We start from the raw sequence: 25,033 nt of genomic DNA on the forward strand, positions 1-25,033 counted from the left end.
CAATGAGAAGAGGAAGAAGATTAAGAGCAGATGAAAATATTAGAGGGTTAGTTAGAGAAACTATATTAACTCCACAAGATTTCATATTACCAATATTTGCTGTTGAAGGTGAAGGTATTAAAAGAGAGATTGAATCATTACCAGGAGTATATCACTACTCAGTTGATATGCTAAATGAAGTAGTAGAGGAAGCAGTTAATCTTGGAATTAAAGGAATTATGATATTTGGACTTCCAAATCATAAAGATTGTTGTGGAAGTGAAGCATATGCTGATAATGGAATTGTTCAAAGAGCTACAAGAAAAATAAGAGAATTAACTAATGATCTTTTAGTTAGTACTGATGTATGTATGTGTGAATACACAGATCATGGACATTGTGGAATAATACATGATGGAGATGTGGATAATGATGAAACATTAGATTATTTATGTAAGATTGCAGTTTCACATGCAAAGGCTGGATCACAAATGATAGCACCATCAGATATGATGGATGGAAGAGTATATAGAATAAGAGAAGCATTAGATAAGGCTGGATTTAAAAATGTTTCAATAATGAGTTATTCAGCTAAATACTGTTCTGCATATTATGGACCATTTAGAGCAGCAGCGAATTCAGCACCTGCCTTTGGAGATAGAAAAACTTATCAAATGGATCCTGCGAATAGAAGAGAAGCTATAAGAGAAGTATTATATGATATTGAAGAAGGTGCAGATATAGTAATGGTTAAGCCTGCGCTTTCATACTTAGATATAATAAGAGAAGTAAGAGATACTGTAGAGACTCCTGTATGTGCTTATAATGTAAGTGGAGAATATGCAATGGTTAAAGCAGCAGCTAAAATGGGATTAATTGATGAAGAAAAAGTTATACTTGAAACTTTATTATCAATGAAAAGAGCTGGTGCAGATATAATAATCACTTACCATGCATTAGAAGCCTCAAAACTTTTAAGAAGATAGGAGAGATAGCAGATGATGAATGAAAAAATATTTGAAGAATCAAAAAAATATATGCCAGGTGGAGTTAATAGTCCAGTTAGATGTTTTAAAGATATGGGAATTAATCCTCCAGTAATTAAAAGTGGAAATGGCGTAATTATAAAAGATGAAGATGGAAATGAATATATAGATTTCGTTCTAGCATGGGGACCATTAATATTAGGTCACTGTGATAGTGATGTTGTTAATGCTATAAATGAAGAATCAAAAATTGCATTAGCATTTGGTGCTCCAACAAAACTTGAGCTTGAAGTAAGTAAGTTTATGTGCGAAAATTTAGATACAATAGACATGATAAGAATGGTAAACTCAGGTACAGAAGCTACAATGAGTGCTATAAAACTTGCTAGAGGATATACTAAAAAGAATAAAATAGTTAAATTTGCTGGTTGCTACCATGGACATTTTGATGGATTCTTAGTTGAAGCAGGTTCAGGAGTATTAACTGAAGGAATAGCTGGATCACAAGGAGTACCAGAAGATAGTATTAAAAATACTTTAATAGGTATATATAATGATGAAAAAAGTATGGAAGATCTATTCTCTAAATATGGAGATGATATAGCATGCGTAATTATAGAACCAGTTGCAGGTAATATGGGTGTTATAAAAGCAAAGGATAGCTTTATCAAAACTTTAAGAAGATTATGTGATGAGCATGGCGCACTTCTAATTTTTGATGAGGTTATGAGTGGATTTAGAGTTGCATTTAAAGGTGCTCAAAGTCTATTTGAAGAAAAGCCTGATTTAGTAACATATGCAAAAATAATGGGAGGCGGACTTCCATGTGGTGCATATGGTGGAAAAAGAGAAATAATGGAGCATTTATCACCGCTTGGAGGAGTATATCAAGCAGGAACAATGTCAGGAAATCCTATTGTAATGGCAGCTGGACTTGCAACATTAACAAAACTTAAAAATAATTTAGATGGATATGATAAGATAGAAGCTCTTGGAAAGAAGTTAGAAGAAGGTATTGCTAGAATATCAGAAGAAAATGGAATAGGTTCAGTTGTAAATAGACTAGGGGGAATGATGACAATATTCTTTACTGACGATTCTAAAGTAGAAAGTTATGAAGATGTTAAAAAATGTGATGGAGAAAGATTTAAGAGATACTTCCTTCATATGTTAAATGAAGGCTTTAATATACCACCATCACAATTTGAAGCAGTATTTTTATCAGTTAAGCATACAGAAGAGCATATTGATAAGTTCTTAAAGGCATTTGAAGGATTTGCAAAGAAGGAAGCAAAATAATATGGATAAGAAGAAAGCTATAGTAATAGTAGCTTTTGGAACAGCTAAGGATGCAGGATTTAATAAATACCTGCTTCCTTTTAAAAAAGATGTAGAAGAAAAATATGGAGAAAGCTTTAATTGTTTTTTTGCACTAACTAGTAAAAAAATGCTTAGCAAATTAAGTGTAGATGTCAAGAGCTATGAGGATACTTTGGAAGAACTTAAAATGAAAAATTATGATGAGGTATATGTTGAAACTCTGTATTTTTCAAAAGGTAAGGAATATTCAAAGGTTGAAGAGATAACAAATAAATATATAAATTCTTTTGAGATTATAAAAATAACAAAACCTATTCTAGAAGAGAATAAAAATTTAATTGATGAATATTTTAATAAATATGATAACATCCTTTTTATTTGTCATGGCGTATTAGATTCAGAAGAATCTTTAGAAGAAGAATATATTAAAGGTGCAATAAAAGAAAAAAGTAAAGGACAGAGTTATGTTGCTTTAATAAATAAGCAAGATGATTATAAAAATGTAATATCTAATATAAAAAATGATAATATTCCTAAGGTAACAATAGTACCTATACTTATCACTAAAGGATATCATTTTAAAAAGGATATCATAGCTGAAAGTAAAGAAAGCTTTTTAGGAAAATTAAAGAATGAGGATATTACGGTAGAAGTTGTAGATAAGTCCTTAGGAGAGAATGAATTTTTTAGACAAGTAGTACTAGAAAGTTTAGATAAAATAATTGAAGAGTAGGAGAGCTTCTTCTGGAATAATAGTAGATAAAATATAAAAAAAGTATATAAAGGTACTGTATATGCCCTTATAGGAATTAATATCGCATTACCTAGCAAATAAAAATAAGTGGTGATTTAATTAATTAAATCACCACTTATTTTTATTTAGATGTCATCTACATCAGTTTCTTCACCATATCTTACAGTGCCTTCAGCAGAGAAGCTATCTCTAGGATCTTTTTCTATAAAGTTACCGTCATTTGGTTCTTTAGATTTTTTACAACTACTATTTGTGGAATTGAAATTTTTCTTTTTATTTCTCATAAAATTACCTCCTAATCTAATTAAGTGTTATTTTGTGTATAACTTATATAATTATCCATAAAACGATTAAAAAGTTCACACAATAGAAAAAAAGTTTACAAAATAGAGACAAATAATAATAAATTATGGTAATATGAAATTACTAATTAATTAAACGGAGGGGAAAAAGGTATGGAAATATCAAACGAATTGTTAAAAACAATGTCTATGCTATTTGTTATAATAACTATATTTACTTTAATAAATTATATATTTGTTGCTTTAGCAACATATAGAATAGCTAAAAAAGAAAATGTAGACAACCCATGGTTATCATGGATACCAATAGGTAATTCATATATATTAATTAAACTTGGGAAGGGAAACATGTTATTTCTTGCACCTTTAATTATTTCTATGTTTACTTCAGGAATAGTTAGAGAAGTAAGTATGGCTGTGTATGTAGTTTATTCAGTTTATATGTATTACAAAATATGTGATAGATATGAAGTTAGCTTTATACCAATAGCTATTGGATCATCTACACTAGTTATAGGATTATTCCCAGGACTTGTGGGTCTTACAATACCTGTTTATTTAATAGGTGTTTATGGACAATGGAAGCTTTACAAAGGGGCTACAAATGGGTCCGTAAATAAAAGAAAAATAACATCAAAGATTACGAATAAAAAGAAAAAATAAGTATAGATTATAAGAGTATTTCAAGTTTATAAAGTAACGTAGTACTCTTATATTTTTTATTTCCAAAAGTTAATAAAAAATATATAATATATATAAAATAAAAACAGGAGGACATAATAAAATGAGAAAAAGCAAAAAGATTATTGTTTCAATAATCTCAGCAGTATTTATGACTACGTTATTTGTAGGTTGTAGTACTAAAAATAAACAAGAGCAGGTTACTATAAACTTTTTTAACTGGGCGGAAAATATACCAGATGAAGTTATAAGTGATTTTGAAAAAGAAACTGGAATCAAAGTTGTACAAGATACATATGCAAATATGGGAGAGATGTATGCTAAACTATCTTCTGGGGCTGTACAGTATGATTTAGCAGTTCCTTCAGATTATATGGTTGATAGATTAAGAAAAGAAGATAGACTAGAGAAGATAGATTATAACAATATCCCAAACTTTGATAAGATAGATGATTCTTTTAAAGATAAGTCAATTGATCCTAAAAATGAATATTCAGTTCCTTATATGTCAGGGACAATAGGAATTTTATATAACAAGGATTTAGTTAAGGGAAAAATTGATAGTTGGAATAGTCTTTGGGATCTACAATATAAAAAGAGTGTATTTATGTTAGATGATATGAGAGATGCACTAGGAGTATCATTAAAAAGACTTGGATATTCAATAAATTCAACTAATCAAGAAGAGATAAATAAAGCAAAAGATGAATTGATAAAGCTAGATACTAATGGAAACTTATTAGCTTATGGAGATGATGATCTTTTAGATAAAATGGTTGCAGGAGAAGCGGCACTTTGTGTATTATGGTCAGGTGAAGGTCTTAATTTAGCTGATGAACATGAAAACTTAGAATTTGTAGTTCCAAAGGAAGGAGCCGATTTCTGGGTTGATTCGCTAGTAATTCCAAAAGGTGCAAAACATAAAAAAGAAGCAGAAATGTTTATAAATTATTTATGTAGCAAAGAGCCAGCTTTAAAGATAGCAGAGGAGATTGGATATACAACACCTCAAAAGGAAGCTAAAGAAGCACAGGAAGATCATGTTAAAAATAATCCGAATGCTTATATGCCAAAGGAAGTTGTAGATAAATGTGAGACTTATGAGTATTTAGGTGATAAACTGAAACTTTATGATGAAGCATTTACAAAAGTTAAGAATAGATAATTAATTTATATTTAATAAGGTACTACTTTTGTAGTGCCTTATTTTGATATATAATAATGAATAAGGGGACATAAATCTAAATTAAGGAGCTGAAATTTATGAGCGATGAGAGAATAATTGATTTTAATGAATTAAAAAATAGAGTAAATGAAAAAGATATAGATAAATTTGAAGGTTATATGTATGATTTGTTTTATAAAACACAAACAGGAGAGCTGAGTTTAAGTGACTTCTCTTTAAATATTTCAAAATACATGGAAGAAAATAATATTTCACAACAAAAACTTTTTGAAATACAAAAGAAGGTTATGGAAAGATACGGTTTTGATCCTTCAGGTATGGAAGAAAGTTTAAAGAATATGGGGATTGATATAAATTTAGAAGATATTCAGCCTGATTATGAAAAGCTAAGAAAGAAAATGTCATTCCAAGAAAAATATAATAAGAAGGTTTTAGCAAAACAAATAGAAGAATATTCAATACAAAATGAAAATAATAATGTAAGAATTATTTTAGACAAAGAATATGTAACTATAGTAAGTGAAAAATCAATAGATTTAAATGATACTGAATTAAATGAGTTTTTATGCTCATACAAGAAGATGGTAGAGGGTAATACATTAAAGATTACTATGTGCCAAAATAGTAGTATATACGATTATTAGATAAAAGCCAGTATTAATACTGGCTTTTCATTTTACTTTTATAAGAAAAATGATATAATATTTTGATGAACGAGGTGATAAGATGAGTATAGCAGGACAAGGTTGTGAAAGATTAATTCCAGAAGAGGAAAAGAAAACCTTAGAGGAAATTGAAAGAAGTATAGTTAAAAGATATAGAAAAAAGATATGGACTAAATTTGTTAAGGCAGTTAAGCAATATAATCTAATTGAAGAAGGAGATAAAATTGCTGTAGCTATTTCAGGTGGAAAAGATTCACTTCTTATGGCAAAATTATTTCAAGAGATTCAAAAACATGGTCAAATTAAATTTGACTTAGAGTTTATTGCTATGGATCCAGGATATCACGAACAAATAAGAGAACTTTTAATAGATAATTGTAATTATCTAAATATACCAATACATATTTATGAATCCGGAATATTTAAGGTTATTGATGAAAAGGCTAGCGAGTATCCTTGTTATCTTTGTGCAAGAATGAGAAGAGGTTCTTTATATGCAAAAGCTCAAGAACTTGGATGTAATAAGCTTGCCCTTGGACATCACTATAATGATGTTATAGAGACAACTCTTTTAAATATTCTTTATGCAGGAAACTTTAAGACAATGCTACCAAAGCTTAAGTCAAAGAATTTTGAAGGGCTTGAACTTATAAGACCAATGTACTTTATAGAAGAAGATTATATTAAGAGATTCATAAATTATAGTGGAATATGGCCTCTTAACTGTGCGTGTATGGTTGCAGCTAAAAAGGTCGGAAATAAGAGATTTGAAATAAAAGATTTAATAAAAAATCTTAAAGAAAACTTTGATGGAGTAGATAAATCAATATTTAAAGCAGCAGAAAATGTATCTATGGATTCTATCTTAGGGTGGGAAAAGGATGGAGTAAAACATTCTTATTTAGATTTTTATAATGAAGAAGAATAAAAAGTGGCTTGCATTAGCCACTTTTTTTATATAATTATGCTAGTTTTATATGCTCATAAATAGCATGAGCAACTCCATGCTCATCATTTTTTAGAGTAACAAATTTACACTCTTTTTTAATATCATCTTTAGCATTACCCATTGCTACACTATATTTTACTTTTTTGAACATTGAAAGATCGTTAAAGTTATCTCCAATCGCCATAACATCGTCTAAAGATATATCAAGTGAGTTAGCAACATATTCAACAGCATTTCCTTTTGAGGAAAGATCACTTACTATTTCAAAATTATTATCATGAGATGAAACGATTGAAATACCTTTTATATCTTTAAGAGCTTTTCGGCCTCTTAATAATTTATTTTGACTAAATGATACTATTGCTATATTATAGCAATGATCATTCATCATATCGTATATAGAATCAGCTTGTCTTAGTTCTGCTGAAGTGTCTGATATATAAAATAAATCTAAAAGATTATATAAATCCTCTTCCTTAAGAGAATCATCTGTTTCTTTAGCTTTATAAAAATCTGCAATTAATCGTTCTCTTCCATTTGAAGGTTCAATTATATAGTTATCAGTTGATATAACATAATAAAAATTATTAAGATCTAAATAAGGTAATAGCTTTTCAAGAACAGATTTCTTTAGCGGATAAGATTGCAATTCATTACCTTGAGATGTATGTATTTGTGATCCGTTACTAGATATTATAAAAGGGGTATCAATACCAGCAGTATTTAATATACTTTTAGCACTATTAAAAGTTCTGCCAGTTGAAATTATAACTTCAATTCCTTTTCTTTGAGCCTCTAGAATAGCTAGTATATTTTCTTGACTAATATTATGATTTGAATTTAGAAGTGTTCCATCTAAATCAGTTGCAATTAATCTCATAAAAATCCTCCTAAATGTGATATATTATCAATTATATTTCTAAGAAATATTTTACCAATAAATTACTGAAAAGTATATTAGCATTAATTAATTTGAAAGCAAGTTTAAATTAATATATTAGCAGATTATATTTATAAGTATTAGATTAAAGTTATTTATGTTAATATAAATTTATTAGGTTATATGATTTTAGGAGGAGAGGTTTTTGAGGGTAGCTATTATATCTGATTTGCATGGGAATTTAAAAGCGTTAGATTATTTTATTAATTACATAGAAAAAAATAAAATAAATATAGTGTTAAATCTCGGTGATATACTTGGGGGATTAAGACCAATTGAAGCTATGAGAATAATAAAGAATGATGAGAGGTTTATAAATGTATGCGGAAATCATGATGAAGATTTAGTATTTTTAGATGATGAACTAAGTAATGATGAAAAAATATGGCTTAGAAATATTCCAAAAAGCAGAGTTATTAATTTATATAATAAAAAATTTCTTATGGTTCATAGTAGAAAAGATAATAATAGAGATATACCAATTTTATATACTGGGGAAAGTATAGAGAAATTTTTAATGGACTATGAAGGCGATTTTGAGTATGTATTGTTTGGTCATACTCACTATCAGTGTCTTTTATCCTTTTATGAAGGTAAAGTTTTAATAAATCCAGGTTCATTAGGTTTATCTTATGACAATAAAATAAGCTTTGCAATAATCAATATAAATAAAAATGAATTTAATATTGAATTTAAGAAGATTGATTATGAGAGTGAAGACTAACAGTATAGGATGTAATTATTAATGAATAGTTTTAAATAGAATTAGGAGAAAACACGGAATGAAAAAAGTAGATTTACTAAAAGAAGATATATTAAAATTAATAATTAGATATATGATTCCTAGCGTTACAGGGATGCTTGGACTTTCTTTATGTATCTTTTTAGATACTATGTTTATAGGACAAGGAATAGGAAATGATGGTCTTGCAGCATTAAATATTGGAATACCTATATATAATTTATTTAACTCAATTGGTCTTATATGTGGTGTTGGAGGCGCAACTGTTCTTGCTATAAGTATAGGAAAAAAGAGATATGATGAATTAGATGAAATTTTTACAGTATCAATTTCTATTGCATTTATAATAGGTGTTTTAATAACAGTGATTGGAAGTATATTTTTAAAGCAAATTTCTATTATTCTTGGAGCTTCAGATACATTATTACCACTTGTTATGGATTATTTAAAAGTAATTCTTGGAGGAAGTATAGCTTTTATAATGGCAAGTATTTTGAATGTGTTTGTTAGGAATGATGGAGATCCTAAAAAGTCAATGTGGGCAATTATAGGAGTTAACATAACTAATATAGTATTAGATTATATATTTATATTTCCACTTAACATGGGAATGAAGGGGGCTGCTATAGCAACAACTATAGGGCAGATTGTTGGTATAGCAATATTACTTAGCCATTTTTTCACTGGGAGAAATGGAATAAAGTTTAATATGAAAAGTTTATCAACAAAGTATGTAAAAAGAATTTTATCAAATGGATTCCCAAGTTTTATATTAGAGATATCAGCAGGAATAGTTATATTTATGTTTAATGTAAAGCTTGCTAAGATAAGTGGGGATTTAGCTGTTTCAGCATATAGTATTATTGCTAATGTAGCATTAATATTTGTTGCAATTTTCAATGGTATATCACAAGGTATTCAGCCAATACTTGGAGTGAATTATGGAGCTGATAAATTGAAGAGAGTCTTTAAAACTTATAAATTGGGAATAATAATAGCACTTATATCAGGAATAGTATTTTTAAGTATAGGATTATTTATGCCAAAGGTTTTAATAAGTATTTTTTCAAGTAATACAGAAGGGTTACTTGAAATAGCAACAAAGGGAATTAGAATATATTTCTTAGCCTTCATTCCAATAGGAATAAATATAGTTAATATAGGTTTCTTACAATCCATAGAAAAATCTAAATTATCTACTTGGTTATCATTAATTAGAGGATTTGTACTAATCATAATAGTTCTTAATATATTCTCTATAATTTTTGGGGTAGATGGAGTTTGGATGACTATACCTATAGTAGAATCTATAACTATAATTTTATCTGGAATAATAGTTAAAAAAATTGAAGGAAGAATTGGGATAGTTCACAAATAATGCTATAATTAAAAGGAAATTTATAAGGTTAATTTTAATATGTCCTAGGAAATAACCTAAGGTAAATTAAATTTACTCTTAGATTAAAGTATGAATATAAACTAATTAAGCTAATTTTATAAAATATTATAAACTAGAGATTAAATAAGAAAGAGGGATGGGAATAATGAGGTTAATAATTAATGGTGATGATTTTGGAATAACAAAAGGGGTATCAGAAGGAATCATAAAATGTATTAAAACTGGAGTAATGGGTGATACAACAGCTATGGCAAATATGCCATTTTTTGAAGAAGCAATAGATATGGCAAAAAATGAAGGGATAGATAAGATGGGTATACATTTAACTTTTACTTGTGGAAAACCAGTACTTCCAAAAGATGAAGTAAAGAGTATATGTGATGAAAATGGAAATTTCTATAGGAAACCAGACCTAATACCTTCTAACATAGATATTAAAGAAGTAGAAAAGGAGTTAAGAGCTCAGATTAAAAAGTTCCAAGATACAGGTATGAAACTTAATCATATTGATGGACATCATCATTTTTATTCATATAATAAATACGTATTTAATTTAGTAATAAAACTTGCAAAAGAGTTAAATGTACCTATGAGATGTCCTCTTAATGATATGAAGTATATATTGGATGAAGATAATATAAAGTGTCCTGATTATTTTGATAATTCATTTTATCTGAAAAATATATCACTTGAATATTTAATTGATAGATTAGGAAAATTAAAAAAAGAATATGATGTTGTGGAGTTTATGGCACATCCATCAGTAGATGGAGAAGAGATTAAAGATATTTCTTCTTACAATATGATAAGAGAGAAAGAACTCGAAATATTAACATCAAAGGAAATAAAAGAGTATGTTTTAGAAAATAACATAAAAATAATTAGTTTTTCAGATTTATAGAATCTAGGAAGGAAGGATATAAAGTGACTACAGAAGAAATAAAAGAAATGGATGTAAATATTCTTGTAAGTATAATTAATCTTAAACTTAGGGATTATTACTCTAATCTAGATATTTTATGTGAAGACATGGATATTGATAAAAAAGTATTAATAGAAACTCTAGATAAAGGTAAATATGAATATAAAGATTCATTAAATCAATTTAAATAATTATGATTTATAATAGTAGCATTTTAATATTAAGAATGCTACTATTTTTTCAATTTGAAATTTTAAATTTTACTATAGAATAGATGCTATAAAATGGGTTATAATAAAGAAAAGATGTATAAAAAAGAGAGAGGTGGTTAATTATGAATATAAAAAAAACAGGGAAATTTGCAGCTTTAGCCGCTGCTACTACAGCTTTAGTTGTGACATTAATTAATGACAAAAAAAGAAAAGAGGAAAGCTTAAATAAAGATAAAAATGAATAATTTAGCTTAAGGGTAATGACAATGAAATATCATGATAGAGATATCAAAAATAATGAAAAAGTTTCTGCTCTGAAACTATCTAACTTTGCAGGAAAAATCAATATAGATAATTTGATTTTTACAAAAAATACTTATAAATATACAAGGGATACATTTATAAGATGGAATCCAGAAGAAGAAAAGGTACAGCTGGTAGGTGGACTAGTTACTGCTATATTTAATATAGAAGAATGTAACGTTGAATTAACTAAAGATGAGTTCTTACTATTACTAGATCGTAATAGTAAGGTCGTCTTTCAAGGACTTATTAATTCTTTGCAGAATAGCAATGCAATAAATGAATTTATCTTAAAAGGTATAAATAAGGATAATAATACATATTGGTTTAAATGTGTTTTTAAAAAGGACAACAATGCTAAAGATGGATTTTCATACATTGGAATATTAACAGATATAACATGTGAAAAGGTTTTGCAAAAAAAGTACAATAAGATAGTAGAGTATGATACAACAACAGGTGTGCCAAATAAATATTTTATGAAAAATGTTATAAATAGTTATCTTTCAAGATGTGAAAAGTGTAGAGACATTGGAGCATTCTTCTTAATTGACCTAGATAATTTTAAGTTTATAAATGATATCTTTAATCATGAAGTTGGAGACAAATTATTATATTTAATAGCTGATGAATTAACATCAATTTTAACCGAATGTAGTGTTATAGGCAGATATAGTGGTGATGAATTTATTATATTTGAACCAAATATTAAAAATATTGAAGGTGCAGAAAAATTTGCAAAGAAGATAATGAAAGTTTTTGAATCCCCTTTAAATGTAAAAGGAAAGCAACTTTATATAACTGCAAGTATTGGAATTGCACTTTTCCCTCATAACGGTAATGATTTCAATATGCTTCTAAAATCAGCTGATACTGCTATGTATTATGCTAAAAAGAATGGAAAGAATGGATACATATTTTTTAATAATGGTATATATACAGAACTTAATAGAGTATATACCCTTCAAAGATGTCTTAAGAATGCACTGAAAGATAATGAGTTATTTGTAGTCTTTCAACCTAATGTATCTTTAAATGACTCTAAAATGCATGGAATGGAAGCACTTCTTAGATGGAATAGTAGGGAACTTGGGCTTGTAAGTGCAAATGAAATAATACCAACAGCAGAGGCGACTAGATTAATTCTTCCAATTGGAAGGTTTGTGCTGGAAGAGGTATTTAAAAAAGTAAAACAATTATTATCAGAAGGATATGATGATTTTAAAATTGCCGTTAATTTATCAGAGCTACAATTAAGATATAATACGATAATTAAAGATCTTCAAGATCTTATGGAAAAGTATAATATTCCATTAAAATATATAGAAGTTGAAATTACAGAAAGTATTTTAATGAAATCATTTGATAAAAATGTTAAAATATTAAATCAAATTAGAGAACTTGGAGGAAGTGTAGCATTAGATGATTTTGGGACAGGATATTCATCTTTAAACTATTTAACAAAATTACCTATAGACATTCTAAAAATAGATAGAAGTTTTGTAATAGATTTAATGAGTAATGTAAAGAGTAGGTGTATTGTAGAAAATATTATACATCTTTCACATCAGCTTGGAATAAAAGTCATAGCTGAAGGGGTGGAAGATGTGGAACAAGTTATTTATTTAAAAAGTATTTGTTGCGATAAGATTCAGGGATATTATTTTAGCAAACCAGATAATTTTGAAAATGTTAAAAAATTATTTTGTAAACAGTTTATTAGTAAATAAAAAGAACGAGTATTTATTGCTCGTTCTTTTTTATGTAGTGGAAATGTTCTGGTGTTGATTCATCTATTTTTTTGAAAGTATATCCCTTAGATTTATAATAAGATATAATTTCTGGTAATGCTTTTGCAGAATTTTTATTAATATTACCACAGTGCATTAAAAGTATTATCATATCTTTATTACTCTTTGAATTCTTTATATATGTAGAAGGATTTAAGTTGTGATTAGCACCATCACCACTATCTACATTCCAATCATAAATTTTAAGGTTATTTTTATGAAGTAAATCCACCATAGAATGAGTAAGTTTATAATAACTATTATTACACCCAAAAGGAAATCTTAAAATTGTAGGAGATATTCCAATTGTTTCATTTATAATTTTTTGATTATTAAGCATTTCATTTAAAAAGCAATTATTTGAGGAATAAATATTACATTTTTCATGAGTGACAGTGTGAAGTCCTATAGAGTGACCTTCTTCATGAACTCTTTTTAAAACTTTTTCTTGACCTTTTATTTCTTCTCCAATAACAAAGAAGGTTGCTTTAACTTCTTCTTTTTTTAAGGTATCTAATATATCAGGTAAAACTTTCTTAGATGGTCCATCATCAAAGGTTAAGTATATTGTTTTTTCTTTAGAGTTATCTTCTTTAGAATCATTAGAAGAAGCAAAAGAAGATAGTTGAGGTATTAAGACTAATGAAAAGATTATTACTAAAAAAGTTAATATTTTTTTTGTCATTATTACACCTTCTTTTAAATAATATATGAATATATATATATTTTAAGTAAAAAAAATATATATATTCATAATAAAAAAATGTTGAATTAAGTCGTATATATATGATATAATTCAAATAATAAAATATTCTTTAAATTGGTCCAGAGAGGCTAGTAAGAAGGAAATATTATTATATATAGGTATACTTATGTATAATCATTTGCGAGTAATTATAACTTCTTACTAAAGTAAGAAGTTTTTTTTATACCTTTTAAAATCAGTCCAGAGAGGCTGAAAAAGGGAGAAGTTTAATAGATTTCTCCTTATATATAACAAGGAGTGATAATTTTATGCAATTATTTGAAACATATGAATTAAAAACAGAAAGAACAATAAAAGAAAAGGTTATAAGATGTGTACTAGCTATGCAGCATCTAATAGCAATGTTTGGATCAACAATATTAGTACCAATCTTAACAGGTTTAGATCCGTCAGTTGCATTATTTACAGCAGGCGTTGGAACTTTAATATTCCATGCATGTACTAAAGGGAAAGTTCCAGTGTTCTTAGGATCATCTTTTGCATTTATAGCAGTAATAAATGTGGTAAAAGTAGATTATGGTGATTTAAGATATGCACAAGGTGGAATGTTCGTAGCTGGTCTTTTATATGTACTAACATCATTCCTTATAAAGAAAATAGGTGTAAATAAAGTTAAAAGAGTACTACCGGCACAAGTGGTTGGACCTATGATTATGGTGATAGGTTTAAATTTACTACCAACAGCATTAAATATGGCAAGTAAAAATTTAATTTTAGCAGCTATAACCCTTGGAACAACATTAATGATAAGATTTTTCGGAAGAGGTTTTATTAAACAAATAGCAATACTTATAGGAGTGGCTGTAGGATATACAGTTGCACTTTTTATAGGTTTCGTAGATACAACTGCTATAAGTCAAGCAACTCTATTTTCAATTCCAAACTTTACATTGCCAAAATTTAATATAGGTGCAATAGCTATAATAGCACCAGTTGTACTTGCAGTATTTATGGAACATATAGGTGATATAACAACAAATGGAATGGTAGTTGGTAAGAATTTTATAGAAGATCCTGGTTTAAATAGAACATTCCTTGGAGATGGACTAGCTACATTAACTGCTTCATTATTAGGAGGACCTGCAAATACAACATATGGAGAAAATACAGGTGTACTTGCAGTTACTAAGAATTATGATCCATCATTATTAAGATTAGCAGCAGTATTTGCTATAGCACTTAGTCTTATATCAAAATTCGGTGTAGCAATAAGAACTATTCCAGAGCCAGTAATGGGAGGCATAAGTTTGATGTTATTTACTATGATAGCTATAGTAGGTACTAAAACAATAAAAAATGAAAATGTTAAATTCAATTGGAAAAATATTATAATAATGGGGTCAATATTATTTGTAGGTTTAATAGCACCGTATATAAACCCTATGTTAAATGAAAATTTTGGATTTATTATAGGACTTAAAATAACAGAAACTGTTACAATATCTGGATTAAGTTTTGCAGCAATAGTTGGAGTAATATTAAATTTAGTATTAAATGGTGTAGGGAAAAAGGAAACTGAAAATAGTAAATAACTTATATATAAATATGTAACAGCATAAAGGCAAAGGTCAGAAGTGATGAATATCACATCCTGACCTTTGCTTTTATAAATTTTATTAAAAAATAAATATAATCAATTATTTTTCTAATCACAACATCCTAACATTAATCATAGTGTGTATATTATAGATTAATTTAGGGGGTTTTTATTTGAGAAGAGAAGCATATAAAAAAAATGATAATAGAATTGAATCACATAAATGTGATGAAAGTAGAAATATTAAGGGAAATATAATTGTACACACATTAATGGATAGCATAAATGGGGAAAAGTTAGAAGGGATAAAGATAAATTTATATAGAATAAATGGGGTATCACCTTATCTTGTAGTAAGTAAATATAGTGATGAAAATGGAAGGGTGGAATTTTCAAACATAGAGGATGGAAATTATAGAATAATAGAAATTATAGATAAAAAATTATATGAAAAACCATCGTATATAAGATGGAATGAAATAAATATTTCAAATTATTCAAAAGAAGAAACTGTATATATAATAAATAAAAAGAAGAAAACATATATAAATTAAGGCTTAGTATTTTATAAAATAAGGAGGATGGTATATAAAGTCATCCTCCTTATAATTAATTATTTAATTCTTCGCTTAAGTTTTCCCATTCTTCATATAAAGATTCGATTTTTAATTCTGTTTCTGAAATTTCATGATTTACTCTTTCAGCCTCTTTAGGATCTGAATAAATTTCTTCTAAACATAAATCATTATTTAACTTTTCTAGTAATTCTTCAGACTCTGATATTTCATTTTCGACTTCTCTAAGTCGAGTTCTTTTAACTCTTATTTCTTTTTGAGCAAGTTTAACCTTTTTTTTCTCATCTTTAACTTGAGTTTTTGTTTTACCGTTAGCTATTTCTTCATAAGATTCAAAACGAGTTGGATTTTCTTTCTTTTCTATATAATAATTATAATTACCAAGATATTCAGTCATCTCATTTTCTTTTAATTCAACTATTTTATTTATTACCTTATTCAAGAAGTATCTATCATGAGATACTATAAGCATACTACCATCATAATTTAATATAGCATCTTCTAGAGCCTCTCTAGATGGTATATCTAAGTGATTGGTAGGCTCATCTAAAAGAAGAAAATTAGATTGTGATAGCATAAGCTTTAAAATATTTATTCTACATTTTTCGCCACCACTTAATGTTTCTATCTTTTTGAAAACATCATCTCCAGTAAATAAGAATGAGCCAAGGGCAGTACGGATTTTAGTTGTTGTTAAATCAGGGAAGGCATCCCAAACTTCATCTAAAATAGTTTTATTATAATCTAAATCAGATTGCTCTTGATCGTAATATCCAATATTAACATTAGCACCTAAAAGTGCTTTACCAGAATCACTTTTTACCTTACCCATTATAATATTAAGTAAAGTTGTTTTACCCCTACCATTTTCACCTATTAAAGCAACCTTTTCGCCTCTCTTTAAGTCAAAAGATACATTGCTAAATAACTTCGTATCTCCAAAGGATTTTGCAAGATTCTCAATATGAAGAACATCATGTCCGCTTTTAACAATGGTCTCAAAAGCAATTTTAGAAGCTCCTTTTTCTTTATCTGGTGCATCTAATCTTTCAAGCTTCTCTAAAGCTTTTTCTCTACTTTCAGCTTTTCTAATACTTTTTTCTCTATTAAATGATCTGAATTTTTGTATTATTTCTTCTTGTCTCTTTATTTCAGCTTGTTGAAGGTTATAAGCTTTAAGCTGAGTTTCATAGTCCTTTTCTCTAAGTTCTAAATACTTAGTATAAGGAGCATTATAACAATTAACATGACCATTTATAACTTGAAATGTTTTATTTGTAACAGCATCTAAGAAGAATCTATCATGGGATATTACTAAAAGTGTTCCTTTATATGTACTTAAGAATTCTTCAAGCCATTCGATTGCTTCTAAATCAAGATGATTAGTAGGTTCATCTAGAAGTAATATATCTGGAGACTGAAGTAAAAGCTTACATAATGCTACACGAGTTTTTTGACCTCCACTTAAATTTTCAATTAAATTATTAAAGTCTTCTTCTAAAAAACCAAGACCTTTTAAGACCTTTGCTATATCACCTTTATATGTATAACCACCCCTATGGGAATAAAGTTCTTGTGCAGTAGTATAATCTTTAATTAACTTTTCATGGTATGATGCATTATCTTCATCATAGGGTTCATTCATTTTAGTTTCTAAAGATTTAATTTTATTTTCTAAATCTATTAAATTTTTAAATACACTACATGCCTCATCGTAAATTGTATTTTCTGAATCAAGGTTAAGATGTTGTGAAAGATATCCTATTGTTTTATTTTTATCTACAAAAATATCTCCGGAATCTGGAGTTAGATTTTTTGATAATATTTTAAATAGGGTTGATTTACCTTCTCCATTGGGTCCAATTAAACCTACCTTGTCTCCTTCATTAATAGATATTGTTACATCTTTTAATACCTCTTGTATACCATAACTTTTTTTTATATTTCTACAACTTAAAACAATCATAATATATCCTCACTTATAAATTTTAATACTTATCATATTTCTTAATTATACTATTTATAAGGGTTTATATCAATTTCATGAATTAGAAAAGGTTTTATTATTTATAAATAAATGATAAGATTAGATTATAAAATACATAGGCATTTTAAGTTGGAGGGTAAAATGAATGATAATAATAATGCAATAAAGGGGAATATATCTTTAAAGAAAAAGAAAAAGGAATTAAATTTGTATAATTCTGCATATGAACTTTTTAAGGAAAAAGGAATAAATAGTACTTCTATCGATGAGATAGTAAAGAGCGCAGGAGTTGCAAAAGGAACATTTTATTTATATTTTAAAGATAAATATGATGTAGTTAATAAGCTTATATTATTAAAGGGGTCTACACTTATAGAAGAGGCATTTGAGGCTACTAAGGATAGACAATTTGTAGAATTTGAAGATATGGTATTGTATTTTACAGAATACATAATAGATTATTTTAAAGAAAATAAACTACTATTAAAAGTTATAAATAAGAATTTTTCTCATGTTATACATAGGAATGCTAAGATAATGGATGAGGATAAGAAGGTTATTGAGATTATAGATATATTCTTAAAAGAATTAATTAAAAGGGGACTATCAGAGGATGAGGGTAAGATAACTCTTTTTATGATAATAGAGTTAGTTGGTAGTGTATGTTATAGTTCTATAATTTTAAATGAACCTGATGACATTGAAGTTATAAAGCCAATATTATTTAAAAAAATAAAGATGATGCTTAAATAGTTAAAAGCCAAGTAAATTTTAATTACTTGGCTTTATTAGTCTATACTAATCTTGTCTACCATCTCTTGCTAATATAAATCCAAGCTGTGGTTCACCATTTAATAGTCCTATTACATAAATAGTTTGAAATTCCCCAGGGGTCAACGAAATGCCAGAAAGAGTTTTGCTTATTGCACTTGCACCTGAAAATGAAAGTTTAAAATCATATATTCCAGGAGAAAGCGGATAGTAGCCTGTTGTTTCTAAATATTCTACATCATTAAAAAGATTCTCTCCATTTTTAAGACCAAGTGTAATTAATGGTGCATTTGGAGAAAGATTAATAAATCTTAAAAAGCAAATATCTTTACCAGCTTTTGAACCAGCATCTTTTAAGGCGAATAATGTTAATACATTATTATTTGTTACTATACATATAGTATTTGAGATTCCAGGAATAACATCAGTTGATTGAGTAAGTAATGGAGTATCATATGTTCCTGATTTATAAACTTCTATACTATAACCACTTGGAGAAAGTTCTACATAATCACTTAAATCCCCAAATTTCACATTAGAAGCAAGTAGAGTCCCATCTGCATATATATCTATTGAAGGAATGCCAGGAGATGAATGTATAAATCTTACTTTTCCTTTTAAATCAGGAAGGGTCTCTCTTAACATAAACATTAAAATTCACCTACTCTCTATTACAATAAATATTACTTAAAGCTATAATACGTTTAATTAATGTTTTAGCAATTGGGAAAGGAATTCTATAAGATTCCATAGTTTTTAAAATTAAAGGATTATTTGCTCTTATTCTCTGGAAAATTTGCTCAGGATTACATTTTTTACCGTATCTTGTATATGATCCTAAAAGTTCATTTTCATCTAAATCCATATCAAATTCTCTTAAAATATCAGTCGGTGTTGGAACACCAGTAGTGGTATCTATTGGTGTACTAGAAGTATTATTGTATGAGTAAAGCTCGGATGGAACTCCTAATGCAGTGTTAATAGCTTGGTCTCTTAAGTCTATTTGGCTTCCTAATGAATATGGAATTTTATTAGATCTATAACCGTGAGAATTTTCTATATCTAAGCTATCCACATTAATTATAGGTGCCCATCCAGAATTAAGGTTATTATATGGTGCAGATGACTCAAAAGCTTCAAATTCATTTTCTTCATCAGTTATAGACATATATTTTTTATCTGGTTTCATTTTATACCTCCAAAGAATACTATATATTAAATATATGAAATCTAAACAGTCTTGTTACTTTAATAAATATTCATAATAGACGATGTATAGAACCATAATATGTATAGAGTAATAAATAGAACAATAGTAAATGATAGGAATATATTATATAGTGGAGGGATAACAAATGGATATAAGAAAAAATATACTAAGAGAGGAACTTCTCGGGATAGAAAGCAAAATTAAGTTAGGTAATGGTAGAGAAGTTTGCCAAATTAATTTTGATAATGCTGCAACAACACCTCCATTAAAAAGTGTAATAGAGTACATCGAGCTATTGAGTAAGTATTATGCATCAATTGGAAGAGGAACAGGGCAAAAAGCTACCTTTACAACTGATTTATACAATAGTGCTAGAGAGTATTTATTAGACTTTTTTAATGTTAAAAATAAAGAGGAATATACAACTATATTTGTTAATAATGCAACGGATGGAATAAATAAAATAGCAGAAACATTGCTTTGTAAAAATGACATAGTATTAACAACAAGAATGGAGCATCATTCAAATGATTTACCTTGGAGAGTCAATGGAAGAGTTGATTATGTTGAGGTTGATGATAAAGGTAGATTGGATTATGATTCTCTTAATAGGAAATTAAATGAATACAGTGGTAGAGTGAAATTTTTAAGTGTAACTGGTGCATCTAATGTTACAGGATATATTAATGATATTCATAGAATAAGCAAGTTAGTTCATAAACATGGAGGAAAAATAATTGTAGATGGAGCTCAATTAGTTCCTCATATTAAAGTTGATATGAGCGGAAAGGATAGTAGTGAAAGCATAGATTTTCTTGTTTTTTCAGCTCATAAGTTATATGCTCCATTTGGTAGTGGAGCAATAATTGGAAGGAAGGATGATTTTAATTCAAAATCCCCTGATAAACAAGGTGGGGGAACAGTAGAACTAGTTAAAGACTGGGACGTTAAATTTTTAGATACTCCAGAAAGAAATGAAGCAGGAACTCCAAACTTTTTTGGCGTATTGTCTATGATAAAATCATTAAAAAAGCTTGAAGATATAGGATTTGACTATTTAATAGCTAGAGAAAGATGTCTTTTTAATATTTTAAATAATGAAATAAAAAATATACCTCATGTAATAACTTACGGAGATACGGAAAATATTGATGATAGACTAGGTATTAGTGTTTTTAATATTGAAGGAATGTATCACAAAGATGTTGCAAGTATTTTGGCAATGGAGAAAGGAATAGCCGTAAGACACGGATGGTTCTGTGCACATCCTTATTGTAGAAGACTTATGGGAATAGATGAGATAGAGGCAGAAAAATATTTAAAAGATTCAAGTAAAAAGATGTATGGTATGATAAGAGTAAGTTTATCACCTTACAATACTATAGAAGAGATTAATGAATTATTAAATGAGATTGAGTATATATCAAAGAAGTATAGAAAAGCTAAGTAATTATTAGGGTGATGGAGCAAATATGAAGAGGTGTGTTTATTGTAATAGAGAGATATCACTTAATTATTTGTTAAAGCAAAGGGGAGAAGATACTATAAAATGTCCATATTGTACAAAGGAATTAAAGGTAAATAAAATATCAAAATTACTAGGAACATCATTATTAATTTTAGTAATTGCTATCATAATAATATTGCCATGTAGATATAACATTAAAATAATATCTGTAGTAGGTTGGACATTTATATGTAATTATTTATTGAGGCCACTTATTTATGTATATGAATAAAAGCACAGCTATAAAGTCTGTGCTTTTATTTTGGTCATATTATTTATTGAAAACTTTATACTTTGGAAGATTATCTTCAAAGCATAAAGAAGGAGTTCCTTCAAAAAGAGGTGAGAAGTATTCATAAGCTTCTTCAGTTAAATTATTTCCTTCTTCATTAATCCATTCTGTAGGGAAATATTTAACATTATTTGCAACCTTTGAAGCATCAACTTCAAAGAATGATGTTTTATAAGGTGAATTTTGATCTCTTTTTATAGCCACCATAGATCCATTCTTATTTTCTTTAGCATATTTTAAGGCTTCATAACCTGCAAGGTAAGCTTCTTCTATATCTAATTTTGATGAACAGTGCATAGCACATCTTTGAAGCACACCAAGCTCTAGTGCCTTAACTCTAGTTGTTATACCAGCTGTTAGTATAAGCTTTCTTAAACATTCACTTACACCACCTAATTGGGCATGTCCAAATGTATCCTGTGAGACACAATCAAATTCAGTTAAGAACTTACCATCTTCAGTTCTTAAACCCTCAGAAGCTACTATGTAAACTTGATTTTGTTCTTTAAATTTTTTTCTAACATCCATTAGGAACTTTTCTTTATCAAAAGCTCTTTCAGGTAAATATATAAAATCTGCTACTTGTGTACCATTTATTTTAGCACAGCATGCAGAAGCTGCAAGCCATCCTGTATCTCTACCCATTGTTTCAATTATAAATATTCCATTGTTACTGTAAACTGATGAGTCTAGATAAGTTTCAAGTACAGCTGTTGAAATAAACTTAGCAGCACTTCCAAAGCCAGGGGTATGATCAGTATACATTAAATCATTATCTATAGTTTTTGGAATACCTATAAATTTTATGTTTAATCCGTTATCTTTTGCATATTTTGATAGTTTTGCTGTTGTATCCATTGAATCATTTCCACCTACATAGAAAAATGCTTCAATATTTAATTCTGATAAAATATTAAATAATTTATCATATTCATCAGTTGACTCATTAATTGATTTTAATTTATATCTACAAGAACCTAATCCTGATGAAGGAGTATATGTGAATGTATTTAATTCTTCCTCAGTTTTAGCGGATAACTCAATTATTTTTTTATTTAATATACCTTCTATTCCATTTAATCCACCATAGACCTTATCATATAACTTTAATTCCTCGTTTGCTTTGACTAAACCAACGACACTTGAATTAATTACTGAAGTTGGCCCTCCTGATTGTGCAATAATACAATTTGACATAAATACTCTCCTTTAGAACAACATATATTTAGCATATGTGATATACTATTTAAAAATTAATCTACTCTGTTTAATACTATACATTAAAAAAGTGATAAAATAAAGACTTTTTATGAAAAAAATTTGAATAAATAAAAAAAGAATAATTTATAAGAGTTACTACTAATAATAATAGTAAAGTAATTTTAAGTGAAAGGTTAAATTTATGAGCATAATAACAGTAGTATTAATAGGTATAGCATTAGCTATGGATGCTTTGGGAGTTACACTTAGTATAGGCGTTTTACCTAATATAAAGAGAAAAATCAAATATACCTATATATTCTCATTTGGTTTTTTTCAGTTTCTTTTTATTTTTTTAGGAGGATTTATAGGCAAGGTGTTTAATAGATTTATTACAATACCTAATGCAATTGGTGGTATAATAGTCGGTGTTATTGGATTTATAATGATATTAGATGCATTAAAACAAAAGGAAGAATCTATATTACTCAAAAAAGGAATGAGTATATTTCTTGGAATATCCGTGAGTATTGATGCATTAGTTATAGGATTTACTATGATGAATGATATATCAATACTTGTATTGCTTTTATACTCAATAATGGTTGGCCTTATAACTATTGTGATATGCTATATAGGCTTTGGGGTATGCGATTACATTAAAAGAATAGATTTTGTAGAAAAGTATGCTAATTTCTTTGGTGGAATCATATTAATTATTATGGCGTTAAAGATGATTTTCTTTTAAAAGGATTTAAAATTATAATAATAAGTGTTAGAATTATTTATATAAAGAGTCTTTTAGCGTATAGAAGAGGGAGTATGTAATGGATATTGAAAAGATATTAAAAGATAAAAATATGAAAATAACAAAAGCTAGAATGAAAATTCTAATGATATTGATAAATGAAAAAGAAGGTATGACAGCAGAAGAACTATTTGATATTTGTAGAGATGAAAATATAAATATAAATTTAAGCACTGTATATAGAACATTAGATTCTTTCTGCGATAATAATATAATAGATAAATATTTGCTTGAAGATGGTGTATCATCATATAAGCTTCATAGTGAGAGTCATAAGCATTTATTAGAATGTGATATATGTCATAAAGAAGTGGAAATGCCATGTCCTATAGGACAAATAGAGGAATTAATTAAAAGGCAAACAGGATTCACCCTAACTGAGCATAATATAGAAATAAAGGGTATATGCGAAACATGTAAAAAAACATCTCAAAAATAAATTTGAGATGTTTTTTATTTAGAAAAGAAATTTTTTAAAATTATAGTAAGTATTAATGAGAATACTGAAACAATTGCGATTGTTCCACCTGGAGCACTGTTAACATAATAAGATAGTGCTAGACCAAACATTATATCTACAAAACCAAAAATTATTGAAAAAATAAGAGTTTTATTAAAATTTTTATTTAGCTGAATAGCAGTTGCAACAGGAACTACTATTATTGATGATATAACAAGTATACCCATTATACGGATAGACATTGAAATAGTTGCACCAATTAAAATTGTAAAAATATAATTTATTAATTTAACTCGTATTCCAGTCGTTTTAGCTCCTTCTTCATCGAAGGTAACATAAACAAGTTTGTTGTAAATAAATAATAATGTTATTAAACAAATAACTCCAGTTATAAAGATTAAAGCTATATCCTGTTTTGTTACTGTAAGGATGCTTCCAAATAAAAATGAGTTAACATTTGCAGAAGCTTTTCCACTACTTATTAGTATTATAGCAATACCTAAACTTAAAGTAAGTACAATTGACATTACAAGTTCTGCGTAACGTTTATAGTAATCTCTTAAAAATTCGATTATAAGAGCACAAAGTGTAGTAAATAAAAAAGCAGTTATCATAGGATTAACTCCCACAACAAGTCCTATTGCAACTCCAGCAAAGGAAGAGTGAGATAGAGTATCGCCAATCATTGAGTATCTTCTAAGTACTAAGAAAAGTCCGATGAAAGGGCATAGAATTGATATAATACCTCCTGCAATAAAAGCATTACGCATAAAGTCTAATTCGAACATAA

At 27.7% G+C, this 25,033-nt stretch carries 28 protein-coding genes; 20 read left to right on the forward strand and 8 right to left on the reverse strand.

From position 1 onward, the window contains the following. The first annotated feature begins 2 nt into the window (after window positions 1-2). Genes hemB through JOC62_RS02895 form a run of 3 tightly spaced genes read left to right on the forward strand, consistent with a single transcriptional unit; the run spans window position 3 to window position 3,018 of the window. Window positions 3-965, forward strand: a complete 963-nt coding sequence (gene hemB, locus JOC62_RS02885) for a porphobilinogen synthase (protein ID WP_204593666.1) — start codon at window positions 3-5, stop codon at window positions 963-965. A gap of 12 nt (window positions 966-977) precedes the next feature. Beyond that, a complete protein-coding gene (gene hemL, locus JOC62_RS02890) occupies window positions 978-2,264 on the forward strand; it encodes a glutamate-1-semialdehyde 2,1-aminomutase (RefSeq protein ID WP_204593667.1) in 1,287 nt (428 codons plus the stop codon). A 1-nt stretch (window position 2,265) separates the two neighbouring features. Further along, window positions 2,266-3,018: a sirohydrochlorin cobaltochelatase gene (locus tag JOC62_RS02895; protein WP_204593668.1), complete on the forward strand. Its 753-nt coding sequence runs from the start codon at window positions 2,266-2,268 to the stop codon at window positions 3,016-3,018. 146 nt (window positions 3,019-3,164) lie between these two features. Here JOC62_RS02895 and JOC62_RS02900 read toward each other — a convergent pair whose 3' ends face one another. Next, window positions 3,165-3,323: a hypothetical protein gene (locus JOC62_RS02900; protein WP_204593836.1), complete on the reverse strand. Its 159-nt coding sequence runs from the start codon at window positions 3,321-3,323 to the stop codon at window positions 3,165-3,167. Window positions 3,324-3,494: 171 nt separating this feature from the next. Between JOC62_RS02900 and JOC62_RS02905 the strand changes: the two genes are divergently transcribed. From JOC62_RS02905 to JOC62_RS02920, 4 genes are all read left to right on the forward strand, one after another. After that, the gene (locus tag JOC62_RS02905) at window positions 3,495-4,004 is read left to right on the forward strand and encodes a hypothetical protein (protein ID WP_204593669.1); all 510 of its coding nucleotides are present in this window, start codon (window positions 3,495-3,497) and stop codon (window positions 4,002-4,004) included. A gap of 121 nt (window positions 4,005-4,125) precedes the next feature. Beyond that, entirely contained in the window at window positions 4,126-5,187 is a 1,062-nt protein-coding gene (locus JOC62_RS02910) for an ABC transporter substrate-binding protein (protein WP_204593670.1), read from the forward strand. 98 nt (window positions 5,188-5,285) lie between these two features. Beyond that, window positions 5,286-5,852 (forward strand): DUF3867 domain-containing protein, encoded by a 567-nt coding sequence (locus JOC62_RS02915; protein ID WP_204593671.1) that lies wholly within the window; start codon window positions 5,286-5,288, stop codon window positions 5,850-5,852. Window positions 5,853-5,934: 82 nt separating this feature from the next. Continuing rightward, a complete protein-coding gene (locus JOC62_RS02920) occupies window positions 5,935-6,801 on the forward strand; it encodes a tRNA 2-thiocytidine biosynthesis TtcA family protein (protein ID WP_204593672.1) in 867 nt (288 codons plus the stop codon). 34 nt (window positions 6,802-6,835) lie between these two features. Here JOC62_RS02920 and JOC62_RS02925 read toward each other — a convergent pair whose 3' ends face one another. After that, window positions 6,836-7,702 carry a Cof-type HAD-IIB family hydrolase gene (locus JOC62_RS02925; protein ID WP_204593673.1) on the reverse strand — a complete coding sequence of 289 codons (867 nt, stop codon included), beginning with the start codon at window positions 7,700-7,702 and terminating at the stop codon, window positions 6,836-6,838. Window positions 7,703-7,907: 205 nt separating this feature from the next. On the opposite strand from JOC62_RS02925, the gene JOC62_RS02930 reads away from it, so the two are divergent. The 6 genes from JOC62_RS02930 to JOC62_RS02950 all read left to right on the forward strand — a co-directional run bounded on the left by JOC62_RS02930 (window position 7,908) and on the right by JOC62_RS02950 (window position 13,070). Beyond that, window positions 7,908-8,486, forward strand: coding sequence for a metallophosphoesterase family protein (locus JOC62_RS02930; RefSeq protein ID WP_204593674.1), 579 nt, complete (start codon window positions 7,908-7,910; stop codon window positions 8,484-8,486). Between the two features lie 58 nt (window positions 8,487-8,544). Continuing rightward, the gene (locus JOC62_RS02935) at window positions 8,545-9,882 is read left to right on the forward strand and encodes an MATE family efflux transporter (RefSeq protein WP_204593675.1); all 1,338 of its coding nucleotides are present in this window, start codon (window positions 8,545-8,547) and stop codon (window positions 9,880-9,882) included. Between the two features lie 166 nt (window positions 9,883-10,048). Continuing rightward, complete coding sequence (locus tag JOC62_RS02940) at window positions 10,049-10,804, forward strand: carbohydrate deacetylase (RefSeq protein WP_204593676.1); 756 nt, start codon at window positions 10,049-10,051, stop codon at window positions 10,802-10,804. A gap of 23 nt (window positions 10,805-10,827) precedes the next feature. Continuing rightward, window positions 10,828-11,016: a DUF4250 domain-containing protein gene (locus JOC62_RS02945; RefSeq protein WP_341534790.1), complete on the forward strand. Its 189-nt coding sequence runs from the start codon at window positions 10,828-10,830 to the stop codon at window positions 11,014-11,016. A 143-nt stretch (window positions 11,017-11,159) separates the two neighbouring features. After that, on the forward strand, window positions 11,160-11,282 hold the full coding sequence (locus JOC62_RS19270) for a hypothetical protein (RefSeq protein WP_279381495.1): 123 nt from the start codon (window positions 11,160-11,162) through the stop codon (window positions 11,280-11,282). A 21-nt stretch (window positions 11,283-11,303) separates the two neighbouring features. After that, window positions 11,304-13,070 (forward strand): putative bifunctional diguanylate cyclase/phosphodiesterase, encoded by a 1,767-nt coding sequence (locus JOC62_RS02950; protein WP_204593677.1) that lies wholly within the window; start codon window positions 11,304-11,306, stop codon window positions 13,068-13,070. Between the two features lie 13 nt (window positions 13,071-13,083). On the opposite strand, the gene JOC62_RS02955 is transcribed toward JOC62_RS02950, so the two are convergent. Next, entirely contained in the window at window positions 13,084-13,815 is a 732-nt protein-coding gene (locus tag JOC62_RS02955; protein WP_204593678.1) for a polysaccharide deacetylase family protein, read from the reverse strand. Window positions 13,816-14,144: 329 nt separating this feature from the next. Between JOC62_RS02955 and JOC62_RS02960 the strand changes: the two genes are divergently transcribed. Together JOC62_RS02960 and JOC62_RS02965 are read left to right on the forward strand one after the other, a co-directional pair. Continuing rightward, complete coding sequence (locus JOC62_RS02960) at window positions 14,145-15,428, forward strand: uracil-xanthine permease family protein (RefSeq protein ID WP_204593679.1); 1,284 nt, start codon at window positions 14,145-14,147, stop codon at window positions 15,426-15,428. A 178-nt stretch (window positions 15,429-15,606) separates the two neighbouring features. Next, on the forward strand, window positions 15,607-15,987 hold the full coding sequence (locus JOC62_RS02965) for a SpaA isopeptide-forming pilin-related protein (RefSeq protein WP_243424997.1): 381 nt from the start codon (window positions 15,607-15,609) through the stop codon (window positions 15,985-15,987). Between the two features lie 55 nt (window positions 15,988-16,042). On the opposite strand, the gene abc-f is transcribed toward JOC62_RS02965, so the two are convergent. After that, entirely contained in the window at window positions 16,043-17,974 is a 1,932-nt protein-coding gene (gene abc-f / locus JOC62_RS02970) for a ribosomal protection-like ABC-F family protein (RefSeq protein WP_204593680.1), read from the reverse strand. Window positions 17,975-18,136: 162 nt separating this feature from the next. Between abc-f and JOC62_RS02975 the strand changes: the two genes are divergently transcribed. Continuing rightward, complete coding sequence (locus JOC62_RS02975) at window positions 18,137-18,748, forward strand: TetR/AcrR family transcriptional regulator (RefSeq protein ID WP_204593681.1); 612 nt, start codon at window positions 18,137-18,139, stop codon at window positions 18,746-18,748. A gap of 45 nt (window positions 18,749-18,793) precedes the next feature. On the opposite strand, the gene JOC62_RS02980 is transcribed toward JOC62_RS02975, so the two are convergent. Both JOC62_RS02980 and JOC62_RS02985 read right to left on the reverse strand, forming a co-directional pair. Then, the gene (locus tag JOC62_RS02980) at window positions 18,794-19,417 is read right to left on the reverse strand and encodes a DUF4397 domain-containing protein (RefSeq protein ID WP_204593682.1); all 624 of its coding nucleotides are present in this window, start codon (window positions 19,415-19,417) and stop codon (window positions 18,794-18,796) included. Between the two features lie 10 nt (window positions 19,418-19,427). After that, window positions 19,428-19,955 carry a hypothetical protein gene (locus JOC62_RS02985; protein ID WP_204593683.1) on the reverse strand — a complete coding sequence of 176 codons (528 nt, stop codon included), beginning with the start codon at window positions 19,953-19,955 and terminating at the stop codon, window positions 19,428-19,430. A gap of 166 nt (window positions 19,956-20,121) precedes the next feature. Between JOC62_RS02985 and JOC62_RS02990 the strand changes: the two genes are divergently transcribed. Continuing rightward, window positions 20,122-21,426, forward strand: a complete 1,305-nt coding sequence (locus tag JOC62_RS02990; RefSeq protein WP_204593684.1) for an aminotransferase class V-fold PLP-dependent enzyme — start codon at window positions 20,122-20,124, stop codon at window positions 21,424-21,426. A gap of 22 nt (window positions 21,427-21,448) precedes the next feature. Next, window positions 21,449-21,715: a hypothetical protein gene (locus tag JOC62_RS02995; RefSeq protein WP_204593685.1), complete on the forward strand. Its 267-nt coding sequence runs from the start codon at window positions 21,449-21,451 to the stop codon at window positions 21,713-21,715. A gap of 39 nt (window positions 21,716-21,754) precedes the next feature. Here JOC62_RS02995 and JOC62_RS03000 read toward each other — a convergent pair whose 3' ends face one another. Continuing rightward, window positions 21,755-22,972: a 6-phosphofructokinase gene (locus JOC62_RS03000; protein ID WP_204593686.1), complete on the reverse strand. Its 1,218-nt coding sequence runs from the start codon at window positions 22,970-22,972 to the stop codon at window positions 21,755-21,757. A 205-nt stretch (window positions 22,973-23,177) separates the two neighbouring features. Here JOC62_RS03000 and JOC62_RS03005 point away from each other — a divergent pair, with 205 nt between their 5' ends. Both JOC62_RS03005 and JOC62_RS03010 read left to right on the forward strand, forming a co-directional pair. Further along, window positions 23,178-23,723 carry a manganese efflux pump MntP gene (locus tag JOC62_RS03005; RefSeq protein WP_204593687.1) on the forward strand — a complete coding sequence of 182 codons (546 nt, stop codon included), beginning with the start codon at window positions 23,178-23,180 and terminating at the stop codon, window positions 23,721-23,723. A 79-nt stretch (window positions 23,724-23,802) separates the two neighbouring features. Then, complete coding sequence (locus JOC62_RS03010; RefSeq protein WP_204593688.1) at window positions 23,803-24,222, forward strand: Fur family transcriptional regulator; 420 nt, start codon at window positions 23,803-23,805, stop codon at window positions 24,220-24,222. Window positions 24,223-24,236: 14 nt separating this feature from the next. Here JOC62_RS03010 and JOC62_RS03015 read toward each other — a convergent pair whose 3' ends face one another. Beyond that, complete coding sequence (locus JOC62_RS03015; protein ID WP_204593689.1) at window positions 24,237-25,031, reverse strand: metal ABC transporter permease; 795 nt, start codon at window positions 25,029-25,031, stop codon at window positions 24,237-24,239. Window positions 25,032-25,033: the final 2 nt, after the last annotated feature.

The organism is Clostridium sardiniense (assembly GCF_016907995.1).
Classification (GTDB): Bacteria; Bacillota; Clostridia; order Clostridiales; family Clostridiaceae; genus Clostridium; species Clostridium sardiniense.

Bases quoted from the DNA above. Each gene is read 5' to 3' on its own strand.
- JOC62_RS02920 (WP_204593672.1), top strand. From the start codon at position 5,935: ATGAGTATAGCAGGACAAGGTTGTGAAAGATTAATTCCAGAAGAGGAA.
- JOC62_RS02895 (WP_204593668.1), top strand. From the start codon at position 2,266: ATGGATAAGAAGAAAGCTATAGTAATAGTAGCTTTTGGAACAGCTAAG.
- JOC62_RS03015 (WP_204593689.1), bottom strand. From the start codon at position 25,031: ATGTTCGAATTAGACTTTATGCGTAATGCTTTTATTGCAGGAGGTATT.
- JOC62_RS02900 (WP_204593836.1), bottom strand. From the start codon at position 3,323: ATGAGAAATAAAAAGAAAAATTTCAATTCCACAAATAGTAGTTGTAAA.
- JOC62_RS19270 (WP_279381495.1), top strand. From the start codon at position 11,160: ATGAATATAAAAAAAACAGGGAAATTTGCAGCTTTAGCCGCTGCTACT.
- JOC62_RS02980 (WP_204593682.1), bottom strand. From the start codon at position 19,417: ATGTTTATGTTAAGAGAGACCCTTCCTGATTTAAAAGGAAAAGTAAGA.
- hemB (WP_204593666.1), top strand. From the start codon at position 3: ATGAGAAGAGGAAGAAGATTAAGAGCAGATGAAAATATTAGAGGGTTA.
- JOC62_RS02985 (WP_204593683.1), bottom strand. From the start codon at position 19,955: ATGAAACCAGATAAAAAATATATGTCTATAACTGATGAAGAAAATGAA.
- JOC62_RS02990 (WP_204593684.1), top strand. From the start codon at position 20,122: ATGGATATAAGAAAAAATATACTAAGAGAGGAACTTCTCGGGATAGAA.
- hemL (WP_204593667.1), top strand. From the start codon at position 978: ATGATGAATGAAAAAATATTTGAAGAATCAAAAAAATATATGCCAGGT.
- JOC62_RS02905 (WP_204593669.1), top strand. From the start codon at position 3,495: ATGGAAATATCAAACGAATTGTTAAAAACAATGTCTATGCTATTTGTT.
- JOC62_RS03000 (WP_204593686.1), bottom strand. From the start codon at position 22,972: ATGTCAAATTGTATTATTGCACAATCAGGAGGGCCAACTTCAGTAATT.
- JOC62_RS02925 (WP_204593673.1), bottom strand. From the start codon at position 7,702: ATGAGATTAATTGCAACTGATTTAGATGGAACACTTCTAAATTCAAAT.
- JOC62_RS02995 (WP_204593685.1), top strand. From the start codon at position 21,449: ATGAAGAGGTGTGTTTATTGTAATAGAGAGATATCACTTAATTATTTG.
- abc-f (WP_204593680.1), bottom strand. From the start codon at position 17,974: ATGATTGTTTTAAGTTGTAGAAATATAAAAAAAAGTTATGGTATACAA.
- JOC62_RS02950 (WP_204593677.1), top strand. From the start codon at position 11,304: ATGAAATATCATGATAGAGATATCAAAAATAATGAAAAAGTTTCTGCT.
- JOC62_RS02935 (WP_204593675.1), top strand. From the start codon at position 8,545: ATGAAAAAAGTAGATTTACTAAAAGAAGATATATTAAAATTAATAATT.
- JOC62_RS02940 (WP_204593676.1), top strand. From the start codon at position 10,049: ATGAGGTTAATAATTAATGGTGATGATTTTGGAATAACAAAAGGGGTA.
- JOC62_RS03010 (WP_204593688.1), top strand. From the start codon at position 23,803: ATGGATATTGAAAAGATATTAAAAGATAAAAATATGAAAATAACAAAA.
- JOC62_RS02975 (WP_204593681.1), top strand. From the start codon at position 18,137: ATGAATGATAATAATAATGCAATAAAGGGGAATATATCTTTAAAGAAA.
- JOC62_RS02915 (WP_204593671.1), top strand. From the start codon at position 5,286: ATGAGCGATGAGAGAATAATTGATTTTAATGAATTAAAAAATAGAGTA.
- JOC62_RS02910 (WP_204593670.1), top strand. From the start codon at position 4,126: ATGAGAAAAAGCAAAAAGATTATTGTTTCAATAATCTCAGCAGTATTT.
- JOC62_RS02960 (WP_204593679.1), top strand. From the start codon at position 14,145: ATGCAATTATTTGAAACATATGAATTAAAAACAGAAAGAACAATAAAA.
- JOC62_RS02955 (WP_204593678.1), bottom strand. From the start codon at position 13,815: ATGACAAAAAAAATATTAACTTTTTTAGTAATAATCTTTTCATTAGTC.
- JOC62_RS03005 (WP_204593687.1), top strand. From the start codon at position 23,178: ATGAGCATAATAACAGTAGTATTAATAGGTATAGCATTAGCTATGGAT.